This is a genomic window from Thermococcus atlanticus (assembly GCF_054657855.1).
Map to the genome: position 1 here is coordinate 2,283,374 of NZ_BAAHXX010000001.1, position 11,393 is coordinate 2,294,766.

Below are 11,393 nucleotides of genomic sequence, written 5' to 3' on the forward strand. Positions count from 1 at the left end.
CGGATTTTTACTCTAATCAGCAGTATGTTTGTGGGTGAGACCATGGCGAAGAAAAAGAAGGCTGCCGATGAAATAAAAGAACTGGAGGAGTTTGAAGAGCTCGAAATTCATGATAACCCCGATGGGGAGACTCCAAAAAAGAAAAAGAAAGAGAAGACCGTGGCCACGCTTGAGGATCTCCCGGGAGTCGGGCCCGCAACTGCGGAGAAGCTCAGGGAGGCAGGTTATGACAGCATAGAAGCTATAGCCGTTGCATCCCCGATGGAGCTCAAGGAGATTGCAGGGATAAGTGAGGGTGCAGCTTTAAAGATCATTCAGGCCGCGAGGGAGGCGGCAAACATCGGGACTTTTATGAGGGCGGACGAGTACTACGAGCGCCGAAAAACCGTTGGAAAGATTACGACAGGGAGCAAATCGCTTGATAAACTCCTTGGCGGAGGAATTGAGACGCAGGCCATAACGGAATTCTTCGGCGAGTTCGGTTCAGGGAAATCCCAGACAGCGCACACCCTTGCCGTCACCGTGCAGCTTCCTCCGGAGGAAGGGGGACTTAACGGTTCGGTTATATGGATTGACACCGAAAACACCTTCAGGCCCGAGAGGATAAAACAGATCGCCGAAAACAGGGGGCTTGACCCGGACGAAGTCCTGAAGCATATATACGTTGCGAGGGCATACAACTCAAACCACCAGATGCTCCTGATTGAGAAGGCGGAGGAGATAATAAAGGAGAAAATGGAGAGCGACAAGCCCGTTAAGCTCATAATCATCGATTCTCTGATGGCTCACTTCAGGGCCGAATACGTCGGCAGGGGCTCCCTCGCTGAGAGACAGCAGAAGCTCGCCAAGCATCTGGCCACCATTCACAGGGTCGCAAACCTCTACGATGTTGCTGTGTTCGTTACAAACCAGGTTCAGGCAAAGCCCGATGCATTCTTCGGTGATCCGACGAGGCCCATCGGCGGCCACATCTTAGCTCATTCAGCCACAGTCAGGATTTATCTCAGAAAGGGAAAGGCCGGGAAGAGGGTTGCAAGGCTTATTGACGCCCCGCACCTTCCTGAGGGTGAGGCCATATTCAGGATAACCGAGAGGGGAATTGAAGACTGAACCCGGGAGATTAGCTTTTTAACCCCCTTTCCAATATTTCTCCTGATGCCGAAGGTTGAAGCAAAAATAAATCCTGCCCCGGAAGAACTGGTGGATATACTGTCCAGAGCACTGGCAGCTGAGGCTATTCTAACGCTCTTTGCCCGCTGCAGGGTTCATTATGACGGGAGGGCCAAAAGCGAGCTCGGTCCCGGGGACAGAATTATCCTCATCAAGCCAGACGGATCGTTTTTGATTCACCAGAAGAACAAGCGCGAGCCCGTCAACTGGCAGCCGCCCGGCAGCATGGTGAGTTTTTCCATTGAGGATGGTGCTGTGCGGCTGAGAAGTGTGAGGAGGAAGCCGAGAGAGGTTCTTGAAGTTGACCTGATCGAGACGTATCTCATCTCATATTTCCAGGCCGAGGATTATGAGGAGCTTGCCCTCACAGGAAGCGAGGCTGAAATGGCTGATTTGATTTTTGAAAATCCGGAACTTATTGAAGATGGTTTCAGACCCCTCTTCAGGGAGAAGCCGATAAAACACGGCATTGTTGATATCCTCGGCAGGGATAAAGATGGAAACCTCGTCGTCCTTGAGCTCAAGCGCAGGAGGGCTGACCTGCATGCCATCAGTCAGCTGAAGAGGTACGTGGATACCCTGAGTGAGGAGCACGGAAATGTAAGGGGAATTCTGGTCGCCCCCTCATTAACCTCAGGTGCCAAAAAACTCCTTCGGGAGGAGGGTCTGGAGTTCAGGAAGGTTGAGCCGCCGAAGAGAGGGAAAAAGAAAGCCGGGCGCCAGAAAACCCTCTTCTAATTCCCCTTCTGATTAACCCATCCTCATCTCGTGGGGCAGCATCTCCCTCACCTTTGCCCGGATTATGCCGTCCCTCTCTATCTCGATGACCTTTCCCAGTCCGAGGAGCTTCAGCTGGATTCTGACGATGGTCTGCTCCCTCTCGTCGCTCTCCTCCCACAGGATTCTCTGATCCATCTCCTCAAACTTCAGAATTTCCGCTATCAGGCCCTCCGTGCCCCGCGTAACATCATGGAATGTCTCATACGTGAGGAAAACTCTCATCCTTCTCTCCATGCCTTCCAAGGCCTCTATGTTCCTTGCGCTTCTGAGCTCGACGGTTTTGTACGGGTTTCTCAGGAGATCATCGAGAACCCTGCGGGAAATTCCGGTGAGAACTATAACCTCCATCTTCCCACCTCACAGATATATGCTCTCGTACTGTCTTTCGGCCTTCTTCCTTGCGGCTTCCATCTGTTCGTGCATCCTCTTAAGCTGTTCCTCTATCATCTGCGCCTCCCTGAGCAGGGGTTCGGTCGAGAGCTCCACCGGAACGAACTTCTTCAGGGCTTCGATGACATTTGCTGCAGCCCTCGGGTCTGGCCTGTCCCCGAAGGTTTCTCCAAGAAGCACGTATGCCTTCAGCTTTTCCCTGCTCGCTTCCCATAGCATCTTTCCGCTCATTCCCATTATGGAGCCGTATGTGAGCACATTTATCCCCGCATTTTCAAGCTCCCTGTTCTCCTCGTCGCTCGCTCCAACACCCCAGACTCCCATCTGCTCCTTGAAGAAGCCTATACCCATACCCCCGAGGGAAATAACCTTCCGGGCGTTGTTTTCCTTGAGGTAGGATATAATCTCCCTTGCTATGGCATTTACGAGGGTTGGTGTGGTGTATATATCCGCCACCGCCAGGATTAGGTTGTCCTTTCCATAGAAGCGAAGCGGCGGATTTGGTTTTCCCTCAAGAATCAGGGCCATCGGGGGCAGAAAATCGCTCTCGACGTAGCCTATCATGTCCATCTTTAACTCTTTAATCAGAAAATTCGCCGCTATATGACCGACGAGGCCTATTCCCGGATATCCCTCAATAAAAATGGGGCTCTCAATTTTCGGAAGTATCAGCTCAACGGGCTTCTGCATGCTCCCACCCCATAGGAAATTGAGTTCACCGGAAATTAAAGTTTTCCCCGGTACAGAGCTTCGCCAAAGGTATGGGGGATTGAAAAAGAAAAACCAAAACCAAAAACACCTTTAAATAGTTGAGGGATAATCTCATTCCTGGTGATGTCAATGCCAAAGATCGGTATTATCGGCGGGTCAGGCGTCTACGGTGTATTTGAGCCGGAGAAGAGCGTTAAGGTGCACACTCCCTACGGGCGGCCGTCTGCACACATCGAAATCGGGAGGATAGAGGGCGTTGAGGTTGCGTTCATTCCGCGGCATGGAAAGAGCCATGACATCCCCCCGCACGAGGTGAACTATAGGGCAAACATCTGGGCGCTCAGGGAGCTCGGTGTCGAGCGTGTGATAGGAGTTACCGCCGTGGGCTCGCTCCGCGAGGAGTACAGGCCCGGCGATATAGTGATAACAGACCAGTTCATTGACTTTACCAAAAAGAGGGACTACACCTTCTACAACGGGCCAAAGGTGGCTCACATCTCGATGGCCGACCCATTCTGCCCTGAGATGAGGGGGATTTTCTATGAGACTGCCAGAGAGCTCGGCTTTCCCGTCCATGAAAAGGGCACATATGTGTGCATAGAGGGGCCGAGGTTCTCCACGAGGGCGGAGAGCTTCATGTTCCGCCAATTTGCCCACATAATCGGAATGACCCTCGTTCCCGAGATAAACCTCGCCAGAGAGCTTGGAATGTGCTACGTCAATATAGCAACGGTTACTGACTACGACGTCTGGGCAGAGAAGCCGGTCGATGCACAGGAAGTTGTTAAGGTGATGAAGGAAAACAACTACAAGGTTCAGGAGCTGCTCAGAAAGGGCGTTCCAAAAATCCCTGAGGAGAGAAAGTGCGGCTGTGCCGACGTGCTGAAGAGCATGTTTGTGTGATCTTTTCTCTCCTGCTTCCCCAACCTTTTTAACTTCCACAGGAAACATACCTCTTTAAAAGGTGGTGCCGATGAGCATTCTCATCAAAAACGGTCACGTTATCTACGGGGAGAACTTTGAGATTGTGAAAGCTGACATCCTGATCGAAGGGAATCGCATCGCTAGGGTGGCCGGAGGCATAAAAGAGGCCGCTGATAAGGTCATAGACGCCAGGGGCAGGGTGATCTCGCCGGGCTTCATCAATCTCCATACGCATTCGCCGATGGGGCTTTTCCGCGGCTTGGCCGATGATCTTCCCCTGATGGACTGGCTGGAGAAGTATATCTGGCCTCGCGAAGCTAAGCTGACGAGGGAGCTAACAAAGGCAGGTGCATACCTCGGCGTTCTTGAGATGATAAAGACCGGAACGACGGCCTTTCTCGACATGTACTTCCACATGGATGCTGTTGCGGAGGTCGTTCTTGAGGCCGGGATCAGGGGATATCTCTCCTACGGAATGATAGACCTTGGGGATCCTGACAGGACTGAGAAAGAGCTTAAGGAGGCCGTCAGGACTATGGAGTTCATTGATGGCCTGCGATCTGACAGGGTTCACTTCGTCTTCGGGCCTCATGCTCCATACACCTGCTCGATAGTGCTGCTTGAGAAGGTTAGAGAGCTGGCGGATGAACACAACAGGCTGATAACGATTCACGTCAGCGAAACACAGAGCGAGATCGGCAGAATTCTTGAACGCTATGGAAAAAGTCCTGTGGAGCTCCTCGATGATATAGGCTTTCTGGGCAGGGATGTTATAATAGCCCATGGAGTCTGGCTGGATTCAAGGGACATACACATCCTGGCGAGACACGGTGTTACCGTTGCCCACAACCCTGCAAGCAACATGAAGCTTGCCAGCGGGGTTATGCCCCTCGCAAAGCTGCTGAAAGCAGGGGTAAATGTGGCTTTGGGTACGGATGGCTCTGCCAGCAACAACAACCTCGACATGCTTGAGGAGATGAAACTGGCTGCGCTCCTCCATAAGGTCTATAACTTTGACCCCACCGTGGCGGATGCCGGGACGGTATTCAGGATGGCGACGCTGAACGGTGCGAGGGCCCTGCGTTTAAACGCCGGTGTGATAAAAGAGGGCGCTCTGGCGGATCTGGTGATAATAGACTTCAACATGCCCCACCTGAGGCCCATGAACAACATAGTGAGCCACATAGTTTATTCGGCGAACGGCGGTGATGTGGAAAGCATGATAGTCGACGGAAAAATCCTGATGCTCGACCGTGAGGTTCTCACTTTGGATGAGGAGAGGATTTTGAAAAAAGCTGAAAAAGCGATAGAAAAGCTTGCCTGAAGGTTAAAGGCCCGCAAGCCAGTCAGGGTCTGGACTTATTGGGCTTCCCTCTGCTGGTCTCTTTCCCAGATTTATATACATCAAAACCCCCGCGATATAGCTGAGAGCACTCAGGGCTCCGAGGCCTGCCCCGAAGACTGCTCCCCCGACAATCGCCCCGGCCAAGCCGCTGTTTATCCAGCCGATGAACTCGGCCGCCCCGCCGAGGACAGCCCCGCCGGCTATTAAAATGAGGAACATTGCGAATCCAAAGACCGCCGTTTCCTTTTTATTGCTCCATGCCAGCCCGATAACACTGAATCCAGACTCGAAACTATCATCCCATATGTATGCCGGGAGCATCATCATGACGACCCCTGCAAGGAAGCCCGCAACAGGGAGCCCCAAAAGGAGTGCCGCCCCGATTGCAGCAGTTTCCGAGGTTTTCTGCAGGACAAAATATGCAATCACCGCTGGAACGGCGCCGATAAGCCCCATAAATGCAAGAACCAGTCCATAAATCAATGCGACGAAGAATATTATTATCCCGTATCTCAGCGATTTTGATAGCAGCCCCGATTTTTCTCCAAGCCGCTCTGTTTTCAGTAGGTAATAACCCCTGACTGTGTAGTACGCAGCGGACAGCTGGAGATATGCTCCTATTATCAGCAGGGGAAGAGCATATACCTGGGGAAATCCGGGTTTATAGCTTATGAGCTTTGCAGTATCCCCATAGCCCGTGATAACCTCTCCAAGGCTTTCCAGTGCATAGGCTATTACCGGAAAAGTCAGGAGCCACCTGTTTCTGGATATTATGCCGATTGCCTCTCCAAGAGCATCCCATGCTTTCATACGATCACCGGTGGTATTCCTCTCAAATGTTTTTAAATTTTACTGTTTTGAATTGTACATGTATAAAATTTGGCCTTAGAAATTCTGGGCTTTCATAATGTTTCGGGGTTTTGCATTTTTCGGGTAGGTCTGAGATGAACCCGGTGGCCGTAACGATTAAAATCATTGAACCGTATTCTGAGCGGTGGTTTTCATGATCCACATTGAGATAATTAGGGGGGGACATAACGAAGTTCCCTGCTGAAGCCATCGTAAATGCAGCTAACCGCTACCTGCAGCACGGCGGAGGTGTCGCCTACGCCATAGCGAAGGCCGCCGCAGGTGATGCTAGGGAGTACATAAGGATAAGCAGGGAAGCCATGCGGGAGCAGCTCGGAAAGGACTCCATCGAGCACGGGGAGGTCGTAGTTACGCCGGCTCTGAGGCTCGAAAAACACGGGGTAAAATACGTCATTCACACGGTCGGGCCCTACTGCGGCGGCAGATGGGATGACGATAAGAAGGAAAAGCTGCGAAAGGCTATTCTCGGCGCTCTGAGGAAAGCCGATGAGCTCGGCGTTAAGAGCATGGCGTTCCCCGCGATAAGTGCGGGCATCTATGGATGCCCACTTGGGGAGGTCGTGAGAACTTTCAGTGAAGTTGTGGAGGAGTTTTCGGAGGAAGCGGGGAGCTTGGAGAAGGTCTATTTGGTGCTTTATTCGGAGAGGGATTACAAGCGGGCGTTAGAATTTATTTAAGATATCCTAGTTTTTACTTTGGTTTATCAATATTTTCAATACTTTTGATAGAAAATTATATATAGGCCTAATGCCTAATGTTTAATGCCTAATGGTGATGTCCTTTGAAACGAGCTGGATTTTTGGCCGGAGTGTTAATTCTGGTTTTTGTCTTTTCGGGGCTTGTAGGTGCAAAACCACAGGCAGATGTCGATGAATGGACTGCTATCGACCTTTTCGTAAGGTACCAAATGGACAGACACTGGAGGCATGTCTCATGGACGTGAAAGCGAAGCTCCTTTTTTCATCTGCATTTTTCCTCTGGTTTATACAGGAGTTCTATCTACTGCAAACTGGGGGGTCTCGTATATTTCATACTCATTACCTCCTTTCTGTTCTGCTGGTTCTCATCCTCACCCTGCTGCTGTTCCTCGCCCTTCATCTCTACCGGGATTTGAACGCCGAAAAACCGGCATTTTTCATGCTTTCGCTGTATTTTCTGTTTTCTCTCCCCTTATTTTGGAGCCTTAAATGGCTGATGGCATTTGACGCATTTTTGTTCCTCCTGGCTTTCCTGTCTTTTGTTACGGTTAAACGGAATGTTGGTGGCTGGAACTCCATAAGAGCGAATTCTGGCGGGATAGTCCTCTTTCTCACTAAAATCTCGGTCGTTTTCTTTCTCCTCTACTTTCTCCCCGGCAACCTCCTGAGCTACGACATCGGCGAGTGCCCCATGTTTGGAGCGGTGGTTTACAACACCCCCTGCAGGCTGTATTCCCTCGGAATGTTCTCCCTTGGCATCTCAATCCTGTCGCTCCTTCTGGCCGGCAGAATCAGGGTTTTCTCCATTCTCTCGGCGTTCTATTTTGGGATAACCTTCTTTGAGGCGTGGACCTGGGCAATAAGTGCCAGGCTTTTCGCGCTCGCTGGGCTGGTTCTTTCCCTCATCCTTTTTGTATTCTCTCCCCGGGAGGCGGGTGCATCGAGGTCACTTTCCCGGGCGGTTGGCTTGGTCCTCTACGTTTTCAACTTCGCTGTGTTCCTCCTCATGGCCGTTAGCTTTGTATTTTACTTCTCTTGGATATGTGGAGAAGTTTACTCCGGGGCGATGGCTCTCCTGTGTTTGACTCTCTCCTACGCTTTAATTATACTGGGGATTGCATCGCCGGTTCTCTGGGCCAAAGGGCGGAAGAATTGCGCCGTGATAATCCTCCTCGTGAACTTCCTGTTTTTTGGAATCGTCCTCAGGCCTCCTATGAGTGGTTGGACGCCTCTCTCCATAGCGCTCTCCATTGTGGCGCTTGCCCTCAATTCTCCCTCATTTACTGGGGGTTTTGGGAGGTCCAAAAATGGAGGGTAGCTGGGAATCGTGGCTCCCCATCATCCTGATCTTCCGGCTTGCCTTTCGCTTCGTTACTGTGATGGACACCCTCAGCATCGTGCTTTTCTACAACGCGCCTCTCCTGCTCCATCTCCCCCGGTTCCTAATCTTGGGATATCCTTTCCTCATGGGCATCGTCGAGGCCCACCTGCTGATAGTCCTCAGAAAGGGAGGGTTTCCATTCAAACTTCTCATGGGTTATTTCATCATCGCCATCATTTTTGAGTTCCCCTACGCGCTCGTTAAGAGCGGATATGTTGGACTTCTCCTCTTTGCCCTTTCTTGGTACATCACGGCCCCCTCAGGTTTGCTTCTCATTTTGATTTCATCCCGACGGGGAAAACCCCTTAACCCTTAAACCCGAAATTTCTCATGGTGGTGCTCATGCGCATCGAGGACGTTTACATATGGGACATAAACGCGAAGTGGCTCGGCATAACTCCTTACCAGCTCATGGAGAACGCTGGCGCTGGAGTTGCCAGGGTTATAGAGGAGCGCTTTGGGAAGGGGCATAGGGTAGCGGTTTTCTCTGGGACGGGCAACAACGGCGGCGACGGCTTCGTCGTTGCCAGACACCTCAGCTTCGAGAACGATGTTACACTTTTCCTTGTGGGGGATGAGGCGAAGATAAGGAGCGAGGAAGCTAAGCACAACTGGGAAATCCTGAAGGCACTTGACTTCGTGAAGATCAAAGTCCTCAAGGACTCGGCTTACATAAACTCCCTCGACCTGAGCGGCTTTGACGTTATCGTCGATGCCCTCCTCGGGGCCGGCACGAGGGGCGAGCCGAGGGAGCCGATACGATCCGCCATCGAGAAAATCAACGAGTACGCGGGGAAAGCCAAGATAGTGAGCGTTGACCTCCCGAGCGGCTATCCATCGCCTATTCGCGTTAAGGCAGACTTCGCGGTGACCTTCCAGTGGGACAAGGAAGAATACAAGGACTTCGAGCGGGTGATAACTAAGATAGGCTATCCGAAGGAGCTCTACCACCTCGTCGGGCCGGGCGATGCGAAGTTCGCCCTAAGGAAGAAGGGCGAGCACAAGGGGCAGAACGGGAAGCTTTTGATAATCGGCGGGAGCGAGAACTACTTCGGGGCACCTTACCTTGCCTCAAAGGCCGCCTCCTACATCGTTGACCTCGTTTATTTGGTGATGCCAGAGTACTCCGCAATGAGAATAACCGACCCGGACATTATTCTGAGGCCAGTAGAGGGAAAGAACTTTGCAGAGGAGCACCTCGAAGATGTTTTGAAGCTTGCCGAGAAAGTTAACGCAGTGGTTATCGGCCCGGGAATCGGTCTCGCAGAGGAAACCAGGGAGTTCGTGAGGGAGTTTATCAGGAGATGCGAAAAGCCTCTGGTCATGGACGCCGACGGCCTGAAGGCTCTCGCAGAAGACTTGAGCGTTCTAAAGGGAAAGACCTTCGTCTTAACCCCCCACGGTGGAGAGTTCAAGGTTCTCTTTGGCGTGAAGCCCGAGGGTTCACTTGGGGAGAAAGCCGAACTTGTGGAGGAAAAGGCGGGGGAAATCGGTGGTGCAATCCTCCTCAAGGGTGCCTACGACATTATAAGCGATGGAAAAATCTGGAAGTACAACAGAACCGGAAACAGGGGAATGACCACCGGGGGGACTGGAGACGTTTTAGCTGGAATCGTTGGTTCTCTCTTAGCGCTTGGCAACGAGCCGTTAAGATCAGCCTCCGTTGGAGCATTTCTCAACGGTCTCGCCGGGGACATGGTGAAGGAAGAGCTCGGGGATAACTTCACCGCACTGGAGGTCGCGAAGAGAGTGCCGGAGGCGGTTAAGTGGGTGGTGGAGTTCTGATCTAATCCTCCAGCTTCAGGAGATTTCTGATTTCCCTTATCTCCTTCTGGAGCTTCGGGGAATTCAGGAGGACAAGCGTGTTCATTAAATAAAGGAACTCAACCTCGGTTATGTCGATCTGTTTGAGCTTCTCCAGGTATTCCTTTGAATTTTCGTCGATTTCCTTGAGAATCCTCTCCATCAGTTTCACAAATCTGCACTCGTCCTCCACCCAGAACCCCACATGCTTCAATAGATTCAATATGGCTTCTGCTTCGATGCCGAAATATTTTTCCCTGATTTCCTCAACTTCCTTCTCGTCTTTCTCGGGACGTATCATGAATATTCTCGCTGTTCTTGCGTAGATGCGTTCTGCTCCTTCTTTTCCAATTTCCTCGACGAAGCCTGCTTTTTCGAGGGTTTTTATATGTCTGTAGATTGTTGTCCTGTCCCGGTGCAGCATCATGGTGAGCTCTCTTATGCTCATAGGCCCCCTCCTGAGAAGGTGGAGAATTTCAAACCTCGTTTCGTCAGCGAGTATCTTTATCCTTTCCGGCTCACTAACTATTATTACACCTTTTACCATCCAAATCCCCAAAATTCCGCTTTGATCAAAGCTCGATGAGTGTGTTTAATCTCCTGGCCTTCTCGCACAGCCTGCAGCTCTGGAAAAACACCAGTATGTTTAACAGGTGAAAGAGCTCTATTTCGCTCAAATCTATATCCGCCTGTGAGATTCTCTTTATTATGGGCTGTGCGTTTACTTCGATTTCATCGAGTACTTCCCTGGTCAGGGCCACCAGGCCTTTTTTGTCCTTTATCCTGATGCCCACCTTCTCAAGTATCTGGACAAGCTTTTTTGCCTCCACCTGCAGGTATGCCTGCCTGAAGTGCTCCACACTGGCATCCGGATCCGCTTTTATAAGAAAAATCCTCGCTGTTCTTGCGTATATCCGTCCATTGCCCTCCTGGCCTATCTCCTCGACGAAGCCCGCTTTTTCGAGGGTTTTTATGTGTCTGTAGATTGTTGTCCTGTCCCTGTCAAGAATTTCCGTCAGCTCATTTATGGTCATCGGACGCTCCCTCAGGAGCTCCAGAATCCTGAAGCGGGTGTTCTCCGAAAGAATCTTTACCCTTTCGGGCTCCGTTATTATGATAACATCCTTCATGAAAACACCTCAATACTCTTCGAGCCTGTCCTGAGGTGTTTCGCTTTCTTCGACTATCTTCTTTCCCGCTGCGACCATATCTATGCTGTGCACAACTCCGCCGAACTCCTCGATTGTCCTGACTATCTCGTCGTAATCAAGATTGTCCCCCACAATGGTTATCTTGATGTTCTCGGTCTCCTTGTCGATTT

The 11,393-nt window shown here is 51.2% G+C and carries 14 protein-coding genes; 8 read left to right on the top strand and 6 right to left on the bottom strand.

Going from position 1 to position 11,393, the window contains the following annotated elements; all coding sequences use genetic code 11:
- Positions 1-42 precede the first annotated feature (42 nt).
- The gene (gene radA / locus ACYQ27_RS12460) at positions 43-1,110 is read left to right on the top strand and encodes a DNA repair and recombination protein RadA (RefSeq protein WP_456452150.1); all 1,068 of its coding nucleotides are present in this window, start codon (positions 43-45) and stop codon (positions 1,108-1,110) included.
- 45 nt (positions 1,111-1,155) lie between these two features.
- Positions 1,156-1,908: an endonuclease NucS gene (gene nucS / locus ACYQ27_RS12465; protein WP_456396720.1), complete on the top strand. Its 753-nt coding sequence runs from the start codon at positions 1,156-1,158 to the stop codon at positions 1,906-1,908.
- Positions 1,909-1,920: 12 nt separating this feature from the next.
- Here nucS and ACYQ27_RS12470 read toward each other — a convergent pair whose 3' ends face one another.
- Both ACYQ27_RS12470 and ACYQ27_RS12475 read right to left on the bottom strand, forming a co-directional pair.
- Positions 1,921-2,298, bottom strand: a complete 378-nt coding sequence (locus tag ACYQ27_RS12470) for a DUF473 domain-containing protein (protein ID WP_456452152.1) — start codon at positions 2,296-2,298, stop codon at positions 1,921-1,923.
- A 9-nt stretch (positions 2,299-2,307) separates the two neighbouring features.
- Positions 2,308-3,030 carry a proteasome assembly chaperone family protein gene (locus tag ACYQ27_RS12475; protein WP_456396724.1) on the bottom strand — a complete coding sequence of 241 codons (723 nt, stop codon included), beginning with the start codon at positions 3,028-3,030 and terminating at the stop codon, positions 2,308-2,310.
- A gap of 150 nt (positions 3,031-3,180) precedes the next feature.
- Here ACYQ27_RS12475 and ACYQ27_RS12480 point away from each other — a divergent pair, with 150 nt between their 5' ends.
- On the top strand, positions 3,181-3,954 hold the full coding sequence (locus ACYQ27_RS12480) for an S-methyl-5'-thioadenosine phosphorylase (RefSeq protein WP_456452156.1): 774 nt from the start codon (positions 3,181-3,183) through the stop codon (positions 3,952-3,954).
- Positions 3,955-4,024: 70 nt separating this feature from the next.
- Positions 4,025-5,299 carry an amidohydrolase family protein gene (locus ACYQ27_RS12485; RefSeq protein ID WP_460041735.1) on the top strand — a complete coding sequence of 425 codons (1,275 nt, stop codon included), beginning with the start codon at positions 4,025-4,027 and terminating at the stop codon, positions 5,297-5,299.
- Between the two features lie 3 nt (positions 5,300-5,302).
- Here ACYQ27_RS12485 and ACYQ27_RS12490 read toward each other — a convergent pair whose 3' ends face one another.
- Positions 5,303-6,130 (bottom strand): hypothetical protein, encoded by an 828-nt coding sequence (locus ACYQ27_RS12490; protein WP_460041736.1) that lies wholly within the window; start codon positions 6,128-6,130, stop codon positions 5,303-5,305.
- 224 nt (positions 6,131-6,354) lie between these two features.
- Here ACYQ27_RS12490 and ACYQ27_RS12495 point away from each other — a divergent pair, with 224 nt between their 5' ends.
- From ACYQ27_RS12495 to ACYQ27_RS12510, 4 genes are all read left to right on the top strand, one after another.
- Complete coding sequence (locus tag ACYQ27_RS12495) at positions 6,355-6,867, top strand: [protein ADP-ribosylglutamate] hydrolase (RefSeq protein WP_460041888.1); 513 nt, start codon at positions 6,355-6,357, stop codon at positions 6,865-6,867.
- A gap of 535 nt (positions 6,868-7,402) precedes the next feature.
- A complete protein-coding gene (locus ACYQ27_RS12500; protein ID WP_460041737.1) occupies positions 7,403-8,206 on the top strand; it encodes a hypothetical protein in 804 nt (267 codons plus the stop codon).
- Positions 8,196-8,585: a hypothetical protein gene (locus tag ACYQ27_RS12505; RefSeq protein WP_460041738.1), complete on the top strand. Its 390-nt coding sequence runs from the start codon at positions 8,196-8,198 to the stop codon at positions 8,583-8,585. Before ACYQ27_RS12500 ends, ACYQ27_RS12505 begins: the two co-directional genes overlap by 11 nt.
- Before the next feature lie 26 nt (positions 8,586-8,611).
- Positions 8,612-10,054 (top strand): NAD(P)H-hydrate dehydratase, encoded by a 1,443-nt coding sequence (locus ACYQ27_RS12510; RefSeq protein WP_460041889.1) that lies wholly within the window; start codon positions 8,612-8,614, stop codon positions 10,052-10,054.
- 1 nt (position 10,055) lies between these two features.
- Here the strand turns inward: ACYQ27_RS12510 and ACYQ27_RS12515 are convergent, their stop codons facing one another.
- The 3 genes from ACYQ27_RS12515 to ACYQ27_RS12525 form a co-directional block, all read right to left on the bottom strand.
- Entirely contained in the window at positions 10,056-10,619 is a 564-nt protein-coding gene (locus ACYQ27_RS12515; protein WP_456396749.1) for an ArsR/SmtB family transcription factor, read from the bottom strand.
- A gap of 25 nt (positions 10,620-10,644) precedes the next feature.
- Positions 10,645-11,202: an ArsR/SmtB family transcription factor gene (locus ACYQ27_RS12520; RefSeq protein WP_460041739.1), complete on the bottom strand. Its 558-nt coding sequence runs from the start codon at positions 11,200-11,202 to the stop codon at positions 10,645-10,647.
- Positions 11,203-11,211: 9 nt separating this feature from the next.
- Positions 11,212-11,393 (bottom strand): DUF211 domain-containing protein (locus ACYQ27_RS12525; RefSeq protein ID WP_460041740.1); only part of this gene is annotated, 182 nt, incomplete at its 5' end.